This is a genomic window from Mycobacterium sp. OAE908 (assembly GCF_017872775.1).
Lineage (GTDB): Bacteria > Actinomycetota > Actinomycetes > Mycobacteriales > Mycobacteriaceae > Mycobacterium.
In genome coordinates, this window is sequence record NZ_JAGGJL010000001.1 from 2,065,098 (window position 1) to 2,080,673 (window position 15,576).

A 15,576-nucleotide genomic window follows, 5' to 3' on the forward strand; every position below is an offset into this window, starting at 1 on the left:
AGGCGCGGCCTTCGTCCTAACTCGCATGGCAGAGGCGACGCCGTTTCTCGGCACCGAAGCGCTGGCGCTCAGCACAGTGACAAGGCGAACGCTGCGCAGCCGGTACGACTCAGTGCACAGGGACGTGTACATCGCAAAGGGTGTGCCGCTGACACCGGACACGCGAGCCGTCGCGGCATGGCTTTGGTCTGGTCGGCAAGCCACCGCCGCAGGTTTCTCTGCCGCTGCCCTTCATGGGGCGAAGTGGATCGATCCGCAGCGGCCGGCTGAGTTGTATCGCCGCAACGGCAAGCCGGCCGGCGGAATCGTCATCCATCGAGACGAATTGGCAGTTGACGACATTTGCGTGGTTAGGGGTATTCAAGCGACAACACCCGCCAGGACGGCCTTCGATCTCGGCCGTCGCGACCGTCGCCTGCAAGCGCTTATCGCGGTGGATGCGTTGGCCAACGCGGTCCGTTTGCAGTCATTTGATGTCAACCCGCTGATCGAGCGACACCGCGGGGTGCGCGGGTTGGTGCAGTTACGTGAAGTGGTCGACCTGATGGACTGCGGCGCCGAATCGCCGCAGGAAACTCGAACACGGCTCGTGCTCATCGATGCGGGACTTCCGCGACCGACGACCCAGATTGTCGTGGGCCGATGGCGCATCGATATGGGATGGGCTGAGTTCAAAGTCGGTGTCGAGTACGACGGGCCTCAGCACTGGACAGACCCGCGGCGTCGCACCCGCGACATCGAGAAGTACGCCGACCTCGACTGTCGCGGGTGGCGGATGGTGCGCGCCAACGACGAGTTGTTGCGATGGCGGTCCCACGTGATTGTCGCGAGGGTGTGCGCAGCGCTCGAGGCAGCGGGCGCCCAGTGGCCAGTTATTGCACGGATTTTGAGCGATGGCGTGGCATAAGTGGCCACTCGCGCCTACAGGTGCGCCGGTAAGCCGAACTTCTCGAACAGCGCGACGTCCATGAACGCCACCACGTGCGAGACGCCACCGGGTTTGACGTCGAGCACGTGCAATTGGAACGCCTCGTGCTTGCTCGTCTCCCGATTGAGCATGTACAGCGCCGCAGCCGGTTGGCCGTTGGCCGTGGTCCGCAGGAACCGCATGTCGCCCGGGCCCTCGGCTGGGCAATGGTCCCGGGTGAGCGTGACGATCTGCTCGGGCCCCTGATACCAGCCGTCGAACGGAGGCATCTCCCATATCGCGTCGTCGGTGAACATCTTCACCAGCTCGTTGACGTCATAGTTCTCGAACGCGGCGATGTAGCGGTCGAGCAGATCCTTGGTCTCCGGCGAATCGGGTTCCGCCAGCTTGTCGTCCTCGCTGGGGCCGACCGCCTCGAGCTGCGCCCGCGCCCGCTGCAAAAGGCTGTTGATCGCGGCCGTCGACGTCCCGATGGCCTCAGCCACCTCGGCGGCCTTCCACTGCAGCACGTCGCGCAGCACCAGGACGGCCCGCTGGCGCGGCGACAGATGCTGCAGCGCCGCCACGAACGCCAACCGCACCGACTCGCGTGAGCCGACGAGGTTCGAGGGATCAGCGGACTCGTCGGGCAACGGTTCCAGCCACGGCACCTCGGCGCGTTCGTTGAGCTCGCCGTGTGCATCCGAACTCGGCTGGCCCAACCCGCTGGGCAACGCGCGGCGCTGCCGTGAGTCGAGTGCGGTCAGGCAGGTGTTGGTAGCGATCCGGTAGAGCCATGTCCGCAACGACGACTGGCCCTTGAACCCGCCGTAGGCCTTCCATGCCCGCAGGTACGTCTCCTGAACGAGGTCTTCCGCGTCGTGCAGCGAACCGGTCATCCGGTAGCAGTGCGCCAGCAGTTCGCGCCGGTGAGGCTCGGCCTTGAGTAGGAACTCGTCATCGGTTTCGTGGGCGAGGACGGTCACCTTGGGAAGCTTACGCAGACCCACCGACATGTACTCGCTACTCTCCCCTGATGGCCACTACGCGCAAGGAACGCAGCTTCGACGGGGTCGGCGGCGTGCGCATCGTCTACGACGTGTGGGCCCCGGACACCGAGCCGCGCGGCGTCGTCGTCCTCGCCCACGGCTACGCCGAGCACGCCCGCCGCTACGACCATGTCGCGCAACGGTTCGGCGAATCCGGCCTCGTCACCTATGCGCTGGACCATCGAGGTCACGGCCGCTCCGGTGGCAAGCGCGTGTTCCTGCGCGACATCTCCGAATACACCGACGACTTCCACACCCTGGTCGGCATCGCGGCCGCCGATCACCCCGGCCTGAAGCGCATCGTGTTGGGCCACAGCATGGGCGGCGGCATCGTGTTCGCGTACGGCGTCGAGCATCCCGAGGACTACTCGGCGATGGTGCTGTCGGGACCCGCGGTGGACGCGCAGGAGGGCGTCTCGCCGGTGATGGTCGTCGTGGCCAAGCTGCTCGGCAAGATCCTGCCGGGCCTGCCCGTCGAACAACTGCCCACCGACGCGGTGTCCCGTGACCCCCAGGTGGTGGCCGCCTACAACGCCGACCCGATGGTCCACCACGGCAAGCTGCCCGCAGGCATTGCCAGGGCGCTGATCGGCGTCGGCGAGACCATGCCCCAGCGCGCGGGTGCGATCACTGCGCCACTGCTTGTCGTGCACGGCGAGCAGGACAAGCTGATCCCGGTCGACGGCAGCAGGCACCTGGTCGAATGCGTAGGTTCGGCTGATGTGCACCTGAAGGTCTACCCCGAGCTGTACCACGAGGTGTTCAATGAGCCCGAACGCGCCGTGGTGCTCGACGACGTCTCGTCATGGATCGAGGTCCGCCTTTGAAAGGCATTGTTGCTCTTGCTGTTTCGCTGGTGCTCGCTCTCGCCGGCTGCTCGTCGGACGACCATCCCTGGGTCGATGACGACGTCACCTTCCAGGTGGCCGACGGCCTCACCGTGCACGGCACCTACCGTCACCAGCAAGGCGGCGGGCCGGCGCCTGCGGCGTTGCTGATCTCCGAAAGCGGACCGACGGACCGCAACGGGGACAACGCCGTCGTCGGCCCGATCGGCAACATGCGCCAACTGGCCGAACAACTGTCGTCGCTCGGCGTCGCCAGCCTGCGCTACGACAAGGTCGGCACCGGCAAGACCGGTCTGGGCCCCTACAAGGGCCGCCCCAACGACGTCGTCAGCGCCGTCTACACCGCAGGCGCCCAGGCGGCGGTGCGCTACCTCGCCGACCAGTCGGGTACCGACAAGGCCCGCATCTCGGTGTATGGCCTCGGTGAGGGCACCATCCATGCGATGGCGCTGGCCACCGACACCACTCCAGGGGCGCCAAAGATCCACTCGCTTGGCCTGTTTCAGCCGCTGCCCGGCCGATACCTGGACATCATCACCAACCGGGTGCGCGGCGATGCCAGCGCCCAGACGCTGGCGACGTGGCTGGCCGCGGTCAACGAAGTGCGGACCAAGGGCACGGTGTCCGACAAACTGCCAGAAGGGCTGGGCGCCATCGTCAACCCCGGCAATGTGCGGGCCGTCGTCGAGACCGACAAGATCGATCCGATCGCGGAGGCGGCGAAGGTGCCCGCAGGCACTCCCGTCCTGTTGACGTGCTCGGACACCGACAGCCAGGCCAAGTGCGACACCGAGCAACCGCTGATCGACGCGCTCAAGCACACGGCGCTCACCGTCGTGCAATTGCAGGGCGTCAACCACGTGCTACGCGACGACCCCAGCGACAGCATCGCGAACCTCACCAAGGCGGGTCCGCTTTCTCCACAGGTGGTCACGGCGCTCGACGTGTTTGTCGGAAAGTAGCTTTAGTCTCGAAGCGTGACTGACGACAAGATGCTGGCGCGGATCGCCGCGCTGCTCCGCCAGGCCGAGGGGACCGATAACCAGCACGAGGCCGACGCATTCATGGCCGCCGCACAGCGGTTGGCCACAGCGACGTCGATCGACCTGGCGGTCGCCCGCGCCCATTCCGACAAGCGCACCAAGGCGCAGACGCCCGTGCAGCGCACGATCACGATCGGCAATCCGGGCACCCGCGGATTACGCACGTATGTGCAGTTGTTCACCGTGATCGCCCACGCCAACGACGTGAAGTGTGACGTCGCGTCGAACTCGACGTTCGTCTATGCGTACGGCTTCGCCGAGGACATCGATGCCACTCACGCGCTGTACGCCAGCCTGGTGATGCAGATGGTCAGGGCGTCGGAGGCCTACATCTCCTCGGGAGCGCACCGGCCGACGCCGACGATCACTGCGCGACTCAACTTCCAACTGGCCTTCGGCGCCCGCATCGGAAAGCGACTGGTGGAGGCGCGTGAGCAGGCGCAGCGCGAGGCCACCAAGGGCCGTGACAGCCAGCCGGGTACGGCTATTGCGTTGCGGGACAAGGATATCGAGCTGAAGGACTTCTACCGCGAGACGTCGCAGGCGCGTGGCACGTGGCGGGCCACCAGCGCGACGGCGGGCTACTCGTCGGCTGCCCGGCGCGCCGGTGATCGCGCGGGCAAGCGGGCCCGGCTCGGCCACAGCCCGGAGCTGGCAGGCGCCCGCTCGGCATTGGAGACGTGACGCCACGCGACACACAGCGCGCAAAGGTCTATGCCGCTGAGGAATTCGTGCGCACGCTGTTCGACCGTGCAGCCGAACGCGGCAACCGTGTCGTCGAGTTCTTCGGCGCGCAGCTGACGCTTCCACCTGAGGGACGCTTCGGGTCGGCCGCCGCGGTGCAACGGTATGTCGACGACGTGTTGGCCCATGTCGGCGCGGATCGCCCGCTGACTGTGCGGGCGCGCCGCGGGACCACCGCCGCGCACTACGAGCGTGTCGGCGACGACGCCACCATCGCGGTGCCCGACCGCCGCTCGACCTGGGCGCTGCGCGAGTTGGTGGTGTTGCACGAGATCGCCCATCACCTCAGCGACGCCGAGCCGCCGCACGGGCCGGAGTTCGTCGCGACGTTCTGTGAACTCGCCGAGACGGTGATGGGTCCGGAGGTCGCCCACGTGTTGCGTGTCGTATACGCCAAAGAAGGTGTGCGGTAGCGTTTGTCGAGTGACTGAGTCGGATCCCAAGGCGCTCGATGAGCTGTTCAACCGCGTGCTGAAGACCGAAGACGACGCACTGCGAGCGGCGCGCGAAGCGGGCAGCGCCGCAGGCATGCCTGCCATCGAGGTGTCCGCCCAACACGGCAAGTTGCTGTTCCTGTTGGCGACTGCGATGCGCGCTACGCGGGTGCTCGAGATCGGCACTCTCGCCGGTTACAGCACCATCCAGTTGGCGCGCGCCGTCGGGCCCGGCGGCCGCGTCGTCACACTGGAATTCGAACGCAAGCACGCCGAGGTCGCGCGGCAGAATCTCGCGCGGGCAGGCGTCGACGACCGGGTGGAGGTCATCGTCGGCGCGGCGCTGGACACCCTGCCGACGCTGGAGGGTCGAGGCGAAACATTCGATCTGATCTTCATCGACGCCGACAAGGAGAACAACCTCGCCTATGTCGAGTGGGCGATCAAACTCGGGGTGCCGGGCTCAATCATCGTGGTGGACAACATCGCTCGCTTCGGCCGCGTTCTTGACCCCGCGCCCGACGACCTACAGGCCCTTGCCGTTCGCGACATGCTCGACATGATGGGGGCCAACCCTCGGCTGGATGCGGCGGCGATTCAGACGGTCGGCACGAAGGGCTGGGACGGCTTCGCGCTGGCGATCGTCAAGCAGCCGCAGTAGCGGCCAGCGCGGGCGTATGACCGATTCGGCGACGAGTGAGCACCTGGGTGTGTTAATCCAGTGACATGCCAAGCACTCTGCCGATAGGCGTCCTTGCTGCATGTGCCGCGCTGCTCGGGTCGCCGGTCGCTCACGCGGATCGAGCTGAGCCACCGCCGCTGTACGGGCACTACGACTTGTTCATCGACTTCTCGCAGCAGACGTTCAACGGCATGCCGACGCCGATGAATCCGATAACCGTGCCGGTCCCGTTCACCACTCAATGCGACGCCAACGGTTGCGTCGCGCGCATGGACAACAGGGACGACCATGCCCGCAACCCCGGCGCTCCCGTGGAGTACGAATACCGATGGAACAACGACCGCTGGGAAACCAGCGGTGAGTATCCCTACTTCTGCGACCGCAACGACCCCGGCAGCGCCGTCACGGCGCAACGCTCGGACTACTGGATCCCGAACCCCGACGGCAGTTTCTTCGGCGAGCGGACGCTGGTCATCGACGGGGCCGGCTGCCCCGGTGAAGGGCCAGGCACGCACATGGTGCCGATATCCCTGACTCCGGTGCAGCCGCCGGGCACTTTTGACAGATAAGTTAATTTGCCTGAAATCCGGCTGCGCGCGACCTACGCTGGCGCGATGCATCCGCACTGGAGTAGGAGAAGTTTCCTCGGGATGACCGGGGCGGCGGGATTGGCGATCGCTGCAGGCCGTGCCGCTGGCGCGGCGACGGCGGCGCCCAACCCCGGACCGGTGACCATCACTCACGCGTTCGGGCAGACAGTCGTCCCCGCGCCGCCCAAACGCGTCGTCAGCGCCGGCTTTACCGAACAGGACGACCTGTTGGCCGCCGGTGTGGTGCCGATCGCCACGACCGAGTGGTTCGGCAACGAACCGTTCGCGGTATGGCCGTGGGCGCAAGCCAAACTCGGCGGGGCCCGCCCGACGGTGCTCAGCATTTATGACGGGATCCAGGTCGACCAGATCGCCGCACTGAAGCCGGACTTGATCGTCGCGACCAACGCGGGCGTGAACGACGATACATACCAACAACTCTCGGCCATCGCCCCGACCATCCCGCAATCAGGAGACGAACCGTTCTTCGAACCGTGGAAGCTGCAAGCGGACACGATCGGCCAGGCGGTGTTCCAGGCAGACAGGATGCGATCGGTGATCGCTGGAGTCGACGCGCGGTTCGCGGCCGTCGCAGCCAAGTATCCGCAATTCGCCGGCAAGAAAGTGTTCCTGCTCTCCGGCGACACGTACTGGCAGAACAGCGTGATCGCGGCGATCCCGAGTTGGAAGACCGAGTTCCTCACCCAGATGGGTTTCGTGATACCCGAGGGCATCGCCGCTTACGGCAGAGGCGACGACCGGGCGTATCTGGATCCCAACGATCCGGCACCGCTGGACGAGGCCGACGTGTTGATCTGGAAGACGGAGAGCCAGGCCGATATCGATGCGCTGCTTGCCATTCCGGGTATTGCGAATCTGCGTGCCACCCGCGAGAACCGCAATGTATTCACCACCAAGGCGCAGGCAGGTGCCATCGCGTTTTGCTCACCGCTGTCGCTGCCGTACGTCGCCGAGCAGCTGCCGCCGCTAGTGGCGAAAGCGCTGCACTAGCCGCATACCGCTCCGCCCGCCGCGGACCCCACCAGCTTGGTGTACTTCGCCAGCACACCGGTGGTGTAGCGCGGCGGCAGCGGCTCGAAACCTGCCTTGCGCGAATCGAATTCGGCCGGATCGACGAGTACGTCCAGCGTGCCGTTGGCGACGTCGAGGCGAATGCGGTCGCCGTCTTGCAGGAACGCGATCGGCCCGCCGTCGACGGCCTCCGGCGCGATGTGCCCGACGCACAATCCCGTTGTGCCACCGGAGAAGCGACCGTCGGTCATCAGCAGCACGTCCTTGCCGAGGCCCGCGCCCTTGATCGCGCCTGTGATGGCGAGCATTTCGCGCATACCCGGCCCACCCTTGGGGCCCTCGTATCGGATCACCACCACGTCACCGGCCGTGATCGTGCCGTCCTCGAGGGCATCCAGCGCAGCGCGCTCACGCTCGAAAACCCTTGCGGTGCCCTCGAACACATCAGAGTCGAAGCCGGCCGATTTGACCACGGCGCCCTCAGGGGCCAACGAGCCGTGCAGGATTGTGATGCCGCCGGTCGGATGGATCGGGTCGGACAATGCCCGCAACACCTTGCCGTCGGGGTCCGGCGGCGCGATGTGGGCGAGGTTGGCCGCCATGGTCTCGCCGGTCACGGTCAGGCAATCACCGTGCAGCAGACCGGCATCCAGCAGTGCCTTCATCACCACGGGCACGCCGCCGATGCGGTCGACGTCGGTCATCACGTGCTGGCCAAAGGGTTTGACGTTCGCCAGGTGCGGGACCTTGTTGCCGACGCGGGTGAAGTCCTCCAGCGTCAGCTTCACGTTCGCCTCGTGTGCGATGGCCAGCAGATGCAGCACCGCGTTTGTCGAGCCACCGAATGCCATCACCACGGCGATCGCGTTCTCGAACGCCTCCTTGGTGAGGATGTCGCGCGCGGTGATGCCGCGGCGCAGCAGTTCCACGACGGCCTGCCCGCTGCGCCGCGCGAACCCGTCCCGCCGCCGGTCGGTGGCGGGCGGTGCGGCCGAACCGGGCAGCGACATGCCGAGCGCTTCGGCCGCCGACGCCATGGTGTTGGCGGTGTACATGCCGCCGCAAGCGCCCTCGCCGGGGCAGATCGCGCGCTCGATGGCGTCGACGTCCTCGCGCGACATCAGCCCGCGCGAGCACGCGCCGACGGCCTCGAACGCGTCGATGATCGTCACTTCCTTCTCGGTGCCGTCCGACATCTTGGCGATGCCGGGAAGGATCGAACCCGCGTACAGAAACACCGAAGCCAGGTCCAACCGGGCGGCGGCCATCAGCATGCCCGGCAGCGACTTGTCGCATCCCGCCAGCAGCACCGACCCGTCGAGGCGTTCGGCCTGCATGACCGTCTCGACACTGTCGGCGATCACCTCACGGGAGACCAGCGAGAAGTGCATGCCTTCGTGGCCCATCGAGATGCCGTCGGAGACCGAGATCGTGCCGAACTCCATCGGATAGCCGCCCGCGGCGAACACACCGTCCTTGACGGCCTTGGCCAGGCGGTCCAGCGATAGATTGCACGGCGTGATCTCGTTCCACGAGGACCCGACCCCGATCTGCGGCTTGGCGAAGTCCTCGTCACCCATCCCGATGGCCCGCAGCATTCCGCGGGCGGCGGCCTTTTCCAGTCCGTCGGTGACGTCGCGGCTGCGGGGCTTCATGTCTGGGGAGGGCATGCGTCTCAGTATGCCGTCGGCGTTTCGACAGGCCAAACCGTTATGAATACCCCCACGGGGTACCCTGGACACGTGACGTCGTTGACTCGTCTGCTCGCGGTGCTGGCCGGGGTCGCCGCCGCGCTGTTCTTGGCGTCCTGCGGTAGCGCCAAGACGGATGCGCACAACGATCACCCGAAGTCCGACGAACCGGTCATCACCGGCCAGCCGGCCGGCTTCAACCCCGACGATGTGGCCTTTGCCACCAACATGATTCCGCATCACCAGCAGGCCATCGAGCTCGCGGCCCTGGTTCCCGACCGTTCGAGCAATGCCGATCTGATCGCGTTGGCTAAGCAGATCTCGGCGGTACAGCAACCGGAGATCGAAGTGATGAAGGTCTTCCTGGTGCAGTGGAACGAGAACCCGGAGAACAACTCGGGGCATGCGGGGCACGGCAACACGATGCAGGGCATGGTCGACGAGGCGACGATGACGAAACTGAAGTCGAGCAGTGGCGCGGAATTCGACAAACTGTGGCTGGAGTCGATGATCAGCCACCATCAGGGCGCGATCGAAATGGCCAAAGCCGAGATCGCCAACGGCGACAATGTGGATGCCAAGGCCCTGGCCAAGAGCATCGTCACCGCGCAGGAAGCCGAGATCGGCCAGATGAAGCAGATGCTGGGAGGCTGAAATGACTGCCGCACACGGTTATTCGCAGCAGAAAGAGAACTACGCCAAACGGCTGCGCCGAATCGAGGGCCAGGTCCGCGGCATCGCGAAGATGATCGACGAGGACAAGTACTGCATCGACGTGCTGACTCAGATCAGCGCGGTCAACAGCGCGCTGCAGTCGGTGGCGCTGGGGTTGCTCGACGAGCACCTCGGCCATTGCGTCACACAAGCCGTCGCGGAGGGCGGCGATGAGGCCGACGCCAAACTGGCCGAGGCGTCGGCTGCCATCGCGCGCTTAGTGCGGTCCTGAATCAGCGTCGGTTCGCGAGATCGCACTTGTTGGGCAGAAGTGCGCGTGGGCCCCGCAATAACTGCAATCTCGCGGAGGCGAGCCGCCGACTAGGCGCCGAGTTCGCGCTCGATGCGTTCCACCTTCGCGCTGAGCTGACCGGTGTAACCCGGCCGGATGTCGGCTTTGAGGACCAAGCTGACCCGGCCAGAGGCCGCCGCTACGGCCTCTACGGCCTGCTTCACCACCGCCATCACCTCGTCCCATTCACCCTCGATGTTGGTGAACATCGCGTTCGTCTCATTGGGCAATCCCGATGCGCGCACTACGCGTATCGCCTCTGCCACCGCCGATCCGACGCTCTCGTCCCCGCCTGTTGGGCTGACGCTGAAGGCGACGATCACTGCTTGGTGTACCCGGTCGGGCGCACGACGAGGATGACGCGGTCGGCCTTGTCCGGAGGCGGCTCCGTCAGCGGGCCGCTGTAGCGGTCGTTGAGCTGTAGGTAGAAGGCGCCGGTCGGGTCGGGCACGATCTCCTCGACAACGCCCCGCACCTCCAGGTACCGATACGGGTTGTCCGGGTCGCTGATGGACATCGCCACATTCGGATTGGCGGTGATGTTGCGGTACTTCTGCCGTTTGGTCGTGTGGGTGAAGCGCAGCAACTCGCCGTCCCAGTCGAACCACATCGGATTGACCTGCGGATTGCCGTCGGGCCTCGTCGTCGCCAGGTGTCCGTACAGCGGGCGCTCCAGCAGCGTTTCGTACCCCTCTGGGATATCGACCATCACTTTCCTTTCTCGAACCTCTCGGCGGTGCGTCAACTACCAGCTCACAACGTACGTAGGCCCTGTTCGTAGTTCCTCAGGCAATCAGTAGGAAGTAACGTTCCCGGCCGGGCTGCGATTGACACTGCAGGTCAGCGACCTGAGCTGGGCGGTCGCACAGGCCCGGGCAGCTTCCTCGACGAAGTAGCCGGTGCTTTCGCTGTGCGAGACTGGACGGAGTTTGTGTGTGACTGGAGGTGACGTATGCGTTCGCGGATGAGGGGCAGACTGGCCACCGCGATATTCGCGGCTGGACTGGTCGGTGGACTGGCGTTGGGTAACCCATCTGCGCTCGCTGACCCTGACGTTGCGCCGCCGCCGGCGCCGATCGATCCGGCTGCCGCACCCGCGCCGCCGCCGGATCCGTTCGCGCCGCCGCCCGCTGATCCGCTGGCGGTCCCGCCGCCCGCCGATCCGGCCGCACCGCCTGCTCCGCCGCCGTTCGCGTTGCCGAACCCGTTCGCGCCTGCCGATCCGCTGGCCGCACCCGCGGTGATCCCCGAGGGCACGCCCGCGGGACAAAACCCGACGCCGTATACCGGCCCTCCGGTGTTCGCGCCGCCGACGTTCAACCCGACAAACGGGTCCAAGGCCGGTGCCGCCAAGCCGATCTACATCAACTTCGCCCGACCGATCGCCGACCGGGCGCTGGCCGAACAGGCAATCCACATCTCGTCGGTGCCGCCCGTGCCCGGCCGGTTCTACTGGACCAGTGACACCCAGGTGCGCTGGCGGCCGCAGGACTTCTGGCCCGCGGGGACAGTCGTCAACATCGACGCCAGCGGCACCAAGTCGAGCTTCACTGTTCCTGAGCAACTGGTGGCGACCGTGGATGACGCGACGCATCAGATGACCGTCATGCGAAACGGGAAGCTGGAGAAGACGATCCCGGTGTCGATGGGTATGTCGGCCGGCGGGCACACGACCCCCAACGGCACGTACTACGTGCTCGAGAAGTTCCCCCACATCGTGATGGACTCCTCGACGTATGGCGTGCCCGTGAATTCCCCCAACGGCTACAAGGTCGACGTGGATCTCGCCGTTCGGATCGACAACAGCGGCAACTTCGTGCACAGCGCGCCGTGGTCGGTGGCCGATCAGGGCAAGCGCAACGTCAGCCACGGCTGCATCAACATCAGCCCGGAAAATGCGAAGTGGTTCTACGACAACTTCGGCAGTGGCGATCCGATCGTGATCAAGAATTCGAAGGGCCTGTACAACCAGCCCGACGGCGCATCCGACTGGCAGATGTTCTGACCCAAACGCCATAAACGCAAAAGCCCCTGAACACGTCGCGTGTCAGGGGCTTTTGCGTGTGCTGGATCAGCTCCAGATGCGAACGCGCCGTTGTGGTTCCAGGTACAGCTCGTCAGATTCGCTGACCTCGAACGCGTCATAGAACGCATCGATGTTGCGGATGACGCCGTTGCACCGGAACTCCGGTGGCGAATGCGGGTCGATGGCCAGTCGCCGAATCGCCTCGGCGTCACGGGATTTGGTGCGCCAGACCTGTGCCCAGCCATAGAAGACCCGCTGCTCGCCGGTCAGCCCGTCGATCACCGGTGCCTCCTTGCCCTTCAGCGACAGCCGGTAGGCCAACAGCGCGATCGACAGACCGCCGAGATCGCCGATGTTCTCACCGACGGTGAATGCACCATTGACGTGATGGCCGTTGCTCAGCTGACGAGGTGTGTACTCCTCGTACTGCTCGATCAACGCCTTTGTCCGCGCGCCGAATTCGGTTCGATCCTGGTCGGTCCACCAATCGACGAGGTTGCCGTCGCCGTCGTACTTGGCGCCCTGGTCGTCGAAACCGTGTCCGATCTCGTGTCCGATCACCGCGCCGATACCGCCGTAGTTGGCGGCGTCGTCGGCGTCGGCATCGAAGAACGGCGGCTGCAGAATGGCTGCGGGGAAGACGATCTCGTTCATGCCTGGGTTGTAGTAGGCATTGACGGTCTGCGGCGTCATGAACCACTCGTCGCGGTCAACCGGTCCGCCGAGCTTGGCCAGTTCGCGGTCGGTCTCGGTCTCGTGGCCGCGCCGGTAGTTGCCGTAGAGGTCGTCGCGCTCGATGACAAGCGTCGAGTAGTCCCGCCATTTGGCGGGGTAGCCGATCTTCGGGGTGAACTTGTCGAGTTTGGCCAGGGCTTTCTGCCGGGTCTCCGGTGTCATCCACTCGAGGTCGTTGATGCTGACGCGGTAGGCCTCGCGCAGGTTGGCCACGAGTTCGTCCATGCGCGCCTTGGCATCCGGCGGGAAGTGACGCTCGACGTACAGCTTGCCGACGGCGTCGCCCATCAGGCCCTCGACCACCGAAACGGCTCGCTTCCAGCGGTCGCGGATCTCCTCGGTGCCGCTCAACCGGCGGCCGTAGAACGAGAAATCCTCGGCGACCAGATCGTCGGTGAGCAGCGAGGCGCGGGCACGAATCAACCGCCAGCGCGCCCAGTTCTTCCAGTCCTTCAGGTCCTCGCCTGACCACGCCGAAGCGAACGCGGTGAGGTAATCAGGTTGGCGCACAACGACTTCCGCGACGGTATCCGGCGTCGTGCCCAATGCCTGAACCCAGCCTGCCCAGTCGAAGCCGGGGGCCTCGGCCGTCAGGTCCGAGAAGGTACGCAGGTTGTAGGTCAGGTCCGCGTCGCGGCGCTTGACCACATCCCAATGCGCGGCGGCCAATTTGGTCTCCAGCGTGACGATGCGCGCGGCCGTCTCGGTGTGGTCGCCGCCGTACACCAACGCGAACATCGCCGCGATGTGCTGCGGATAAGCGGCAAGGATCTCGGCGTGCTGCTCGTCGCGGTAATACGACTCGTCGGGCAGGCCGAGCCCCGACTGGGTGAGGTGCACCAGATAACGGGTCGAGTCCTTGGAGTCGGTGTCGACGTAGACGCCGGTGCCGCCGCCGACCCCGCTGCGCTGCAGCGCACCCACGACGGCCGCGAGGGCCTCGGGCGTTTCGGCGGCGTCGATCGCTGCCAGTTCCTCGAGCAGCGGTTGCACACCGCGCTCGGCCACCGTCTGCTCGTCCATGAAGCTGGCGTACAGATCGCCGATGCGCTGCTGGTCGGTGCCCTTCTGCGCGCCCGACGCGGCCGCCTCGGTGATGAGATCGCGGACCTGCTCTTCGGCGCGGTCGTAGAGCGAGCGGAATGCACCGTCGGTCGCGCGGTCGGCCGGGATCTTGTACTCGGCCAACCAGCGACCGTTGACGTGGCCGAACAGATCGTCTTGGGGGCGCGCATCGGGGTCGACATGGCTGAGGTCGATACCGGAGCGAATGGCTTCTACCGTCACCCCAACATCCTTCCAGAAGCTCGCGAGTGCACTGCTACCTCCTGCGCGCGAACTCTTTGTCAAAGCAAGCACGTCCCTTCACCGACGGCTGTACGTTGACTTGGCAAATTCCTTCTTCAGGAGATTTTCAGTTATGCCCATTCGCCCCTATCTGACCGCCGGAGTCGTGTTGGCCGGAGCCGGCGTGCTGCTGGCCAATCCGCCGGGCCCTGCGGAGCCGTCCAGCGTGCAGCGGGTGGTCAATCCGCTTGTCGCACAAGCTGCGCCAGATGCGGTGCCCGAGGCGGGACCCGGGGTCACGACCGGTCCTGCGGGCTCGCCGGCGGTGGCCCCGTGGCTCTTCGATGTGCTGATCCGACACGGCTCTGGCCCCGCGCCGACCACCGGCGTTCCTGGGGTGTTCGTGTCGTCGACGACGATTCGACCGCAGGGTGAGCAGAATCTCCGCGCAACGCCGTCGGTGGTGGCGAGATCCACGGCGGTCATCGGCGGCGGCGGCGCGGGTCCGGCGTTGGCGGCGCAGGCCGGGGGCGCCAACAGTTTGTTCACCGCACTGATCGGCGACCGGTGCGGGCTGGTCTGCAATGGCGCCGACGGCGCACCCGGCGAGGACGGTCAGGCCGGCGGACTGCTGTTCGGCAGCGGCGGCCAGGGCGGCGCCGGGGTAGCAGGCGTCAACGGCGGTAAGGGCGGCAACGGCGGTGCGGGTGGCCTCATCGGCAACGGCGGCGCAGGCGGTGCAGGAGTTGCGGCCGACGCGAACGGCGGCGTCGCGGGCGCAGGCGGCAACGGCGGTGACGCCGGCTGGATCGGCAATGGTGGCGCAGGCGGCGCTGGAGGAAAGGGTGCGACGGGCATCCCCGGCGTCAATCCCGGACTCGCGACGCCGGTCGACCCCGCGGCCAATGGCGACAACGGCTCCAAGGCCACTGGCGGTCCCGACGGAGACGCCACCGGCGGCCCCGGCCAACCCGGCCAACCGGGAACGGCGACCGGACAGGCAGGAGGAAACGGCGGCAAAGGCGGGGACTCGCTTGCAAATGCCACCTCCACCGGGGGGATCGGCGGTGCTGGAGGTGCGGGCGGACCCGGCGCACCGGGAGGCGCCGGCGGCCACGGCGGCGACGCGCAGGGAGCCGGCACCAGCTTCGGCGGCGACGGAGGGGCCGGCGGCGATGGCGGATCCGGAGCGCCTGGAGGCGCCGGCGGTGTCGGCGGTGCGACGGGAGGCAAAACCGGCGTTGCAGGCACCGGGGGAGCCGGCGGGACCGGTGGCACCGGCGCTGCGGGTGGTCAAGGCGGTACTGGCGGCGGCGCCAATGGCGGGCTCCCGGTCGCAGGCACTGGCGGCGCAGGCGGCACCGGAGGTGTCGGTGCGACTGGCGGCACCGGGGGAACGGGTGGCGCCGGTGGGTCAGGGGGCCACGGCGGCGTGATCGTTGGCAGCGGTGGCGTCGGCGGCGTGGGCGGACAAGGCGGCACCGGAGGGACAGGCGCGACCG

Annotated in this window: 16 protein-coding genes and 1 pseudogene; 12 read left to right on the forward strand and 5 right to left on the reverse strand. The window is 66.6% G+C overall.

Annotated features, from left to right (window positions below):
* Positions 1 to 25 precede the first annotated feature (25 nt).
* A complete protein-coding gene (locus J3E61_RS10175) occupies positions 26 to 907 on the forward strand; it encodes a DUF559 domain-containing protein (protein ID WP_210083464.1) in 882 nt (293 codons plus the stop codon).
* 14 nt (positions 908 to 921) lie between these two features.
* Here J3E61_RS10175 and J3E61_RS10180 read toward each other — a convergent pair whose 3' ends face one another.
* Positions 922 to 1,923 (reverse strand): RNA polymerase subunit sigma-70, encoded by a 1,002-nt coding sequence (locus J3E61_RS10180; protein WP_192725086.1) that lies wholly within the window; start codon positions 1,921 to 1,923, stop codon positions 922 to 924.
* A 20-nt stretch (positions 1,924 to 1,943) separates the two neighbouring features.
* Between J3E61_RS10180 and J3E61_RS10185 the strand changes: the two genes are divergently transcribed.
* The 7 genes from J3E61_RS10185 (at position 1,944) to J3E61_RS10215 (ending at position 7,308) form a co-directional block, all read left to right on the forward strand.
* A complete protein-coding gene (locus J3E61_RS10185; protein WP_210083465.1) occupies positions 1,944 to 2,783 on the forward strand; it encodes a lysophospholipase in 840 nt (279 codons plus the stop codon).
* Positions 2,762 to 3,766, forward strand: coding sequence for a hypothetical protein (locus J3E61_RS10190; protein ID WP_210083466.1), 1,005 nt, complete (start codon positions 2,762 to 2,764; stop codon positions 3,764 to 3,766). Before J3E61_RS10185 ends, J3E61_RS10190 begins: the two co-directional genes overlap by 22 nt.
* Positions 3,767 to 3,781: 15 nt before the next feature.
* On the forward strand, positions 3,782 to 4,531 hold the full coding sequence (locus J3E61_RS10195; RefSeq protein WP_192725089.1) for a DUF2786 domain-containing protein: 750 nt from the start codon (positions 3,782 to 3,784) through the stop codon (positions 4,529 to 4,531).
* Entirely contained in the window at positions 4,528 to 5,004 is a 477-nt protein-coding gene (locus J3E61_RS10200) for a TIGR04338 family metallohydrolase (RefSeq protein ID WP_210083467.1), read from the forward strand. Before J3E61_RS10195 ends, J3E61_RS10200 begins: the two co-directional genes overlap by 4 nt.
* Before the next feature lie 10 nt (positions 5,005 to 5,014).
* Positions 5,015 to 5,686: an O-methyltransferase gene (locus tag J3E61_RS10205; protein WP_210083468.1), complete on the forward strand. Its 672-nt coding sequence runs from the start codon at positions 5,015 to 5,017 to the stop codon at positions 5,684 to 5,686.
* 65 nt (positions 5,687 to 5,751) lie between these two features.
* Positions 5,752 to 6,276, forward strand: a complete 525-nt coding sequence (locus J3E61_RS10210) for a hypothetical protein (protein WP_210083469.1) — start codon at positions 5,752 to 5,754, stop codon at positions 6,274 to 6,276.
* A 45-nt stretch (positions 6,277 to 6,321) separates the two neighbouring features.
* The gene (locus tag J3E61_RS10215) at positions 6,322 to 7,308 is read left to right on the forward strand and encodes an ABC transporter substrate-binding protein (RefSeq protein ID WP_210083470.1); all 987 of its coding nucleotides are present in this window, start codon (positions 6,322 to 6,324) and stop codon (positions 7,306 to 7,308) included.
* Here J3E61_RS10215 and ilvD read toward each other — a convergent pair.
* Positions 7,305 to 8,999, reverse strand: coding sequence for a dihydroxy-acid dehydratase (ilvD, locus tag J3E61_RS10220; RefSeq protein WP_210083471.1), 1,695 nt, complete (start codon positions 8,997 to 8,999; stop codon positions 7,305 to 7,307). The two genes, J3E61_RS10215 and ilvD, sit on opposite strands and share 4 nt — an antisense overlap.
* A 42-nt stretch (positions 9,000 to 9,041) precedes the next feature.
* Here ilvD and J3E61_RS10225 point away from each other — a divergent pair, with 42 nt between their 5' ends.
* Both J3E61_RS10225 and J3E61_RS10230 read left to right on the forward strand, forming a co-directional pair.
* Positions 9,042 to 9,674 carry a DUF305 domain-containing protein gene (locus J3E61_RS10225; RefSeq protein ID WP_210083472.1) on the forward strand — a complete coding sequence of 211 codons (633 nt, stop codon included), beginning with the start codon at positions 9,042 to 9,044 and terminating at the stop codon, positions 9,672 to 9,674.
* Between the two features lies 1 nt (position 9,675).
* Positions 9,676 to 9,966 (forward strand): metal-sensitive transcriptional regulator, encoded by a 291-nt coding sequence (locus tag J3E61_RS10230; protein WP_015304169.1) that lies wholly within the window; start codon positions 9,676 to 9,678, stop codon positions 9,964 to 9,966.
* 89 nt (positions 9,967 to 10,055) lie between these two features.
* On the opposite strand, the gene J3E61_RS10235 is transcribed toward J3E61_RS10230, so the two are convergent.
* Positions 10,056 to 10,349, reverse strand: a complete 294-nt coding sequence (locus J3E61_RS10235) for an MTH1187 family thiamine-binding protein (RefSeq protein WP_210083473.1) — start codon at positions 10,347 to 10,349, stop codon at positions 10,056 to 10,058.
* On the reverse strand, positions 10,346 to 10,735 hold the full coding sequence (locus J3E61_RS10240; RefSeq protein WP_192725097.1) for a TIGR03618 family F420-dependent PPOX class oxidoreductase: 390 nt from the start codon (positions 10,733 to 10,735) through the stop codon (positions 10,346 to 10,348). The genes J3E61_RS10235 and J3E61_RS10240 overlap by 4 nt, the downstream gene beginning before the upstream one ends.
* Before the next feature lie 243 nt (positions 10,736 to 10,978).
* Here J3E61_RS10240 and J3E61_RS10245 point away from each other — a divergent pair, with 243 nt between their 5' ends.
* Positions 10,979 to 12,031, forward strand: coding sequence for a L,D-transpeptidase family protein (locus tag J3E61_RS10245; protein ID WP_192725098.1), 1,053 nt, complete (start codon positions 10,979 to 10,981; stop codon positions 12,029 to 12,031).
* 66 nt (positions 12,032 to 12,097) lie between these two features.
* Here the strand turns inward: J3E61_RS10245 and J3E61_RS10250 are convergent, their stop codons facing one another.
* The gene (locus J3E61_RS10250) at positions 12,098 to 14,074 is read right to left on the reverse strand and encodes a M13 family metallopeptidase (RefSeq protein WP_210083474.1); all 1,977 of its coding nucleotides are present in this window, start codon (positions 14,072 to 14,074) and stop codon (positions 12,098 to 12,100) included.
* Positions 14,075 to 14,684: 610 nt separating this feature from the next.
* Between J3E61_RS10250 and J3E61_RS10255 the strand changes: the two are divergent.
* A pseudogene (locus J3E61_RS10255) lies at positions 14,685 to 14,921 on the forward strand (hypothetical protein); the annotation flags it as partial.
* Positions 14,922 to 15,576: the final 655 nt, after the last annotated feature.

Excerpts from the sequence above, each read along its gene's own strand:
- J3E61_RS10245 (WP_192725098.1), top strand. The coding sequence starts at position 10,979 with ATGCGTTCGCGGATGAGGGGCAGACTGGCCACCGCGATATTCGCGGCT.
- J3E61_RS10190 (WP_210083466.1), top strand. The coding sequence starts at position 2,762 with ATGGATCGAGGTCCGCCTTTGAAAGGCATTGTTGCTCTTGCTGTTTCG.
- J3E61_RS10175 (WP_210083464.1), top strand. The coding sequence starts at position 26 with ATGGCAGAGGCGACGCCGTTTCTCGGCACCGAAGCGCTGGCGCTCAGC.
- J3E61_RS10230 (WP_015304169.1), top strand. The coding sequence starts at position 9,676 with ATGACTGCCGCACACGGTTATTCGCAGCAGAAAGAGAACTACGCCAAA.
- J3E61_RS10185 (WP_210083465.1), top strand. The coding sequence starts at position 1,944 with ATGGCCACTACGCGCAAGGAACGCAGCTTCGACGGGGTCGGCGGCGTG.
- J3E61_RS10215 (WP_210083470.1), top strand. The coding sequence starts at position 6,322 with ATGCATCCGCACTGGAGTAGGAGAAGTTTCCTCGGGATGACCGGGGCG.
- J3E61_RS10180 (WP_192725086.1), bottom strand. The coding sequence starts at position 1,923 with ATGTCGGTGGGTCTGCGTAAGCTTCCCAAGGTGACCGTCCTCGCCCAC.
- J3E61_RS10240 (WP_192725097.1), bottom strand. The coding sequence starts at position 10,735 with ATGGTCGATATCCCAGAGGGGTACGAAACGCTGCTGGAGCGCCCGCTG.
- ilvD (WP_210083471.1), bottom strand. The coding sequence starts at position 8,999 with ATGCCCTCCCCAGACATGAAGCCCCGCAGCCGCGACGTCACCGACGGA.
- J3E61_RS10210 (WP_210083469.1), top strand. The coding sequence starts at position 5,752 with ATGCCAAGCACTCTGCCGATAGGCGTCCTTGCTGCATGTGCCGCGCTG.
- J3E61_RS10225 (WP_210083472.1), top strand. The coding sequence starts at position 9,042 with ATGAATACCCCCACGGGGTACCCTGGACACGTGACGTCGTTGACTCGT.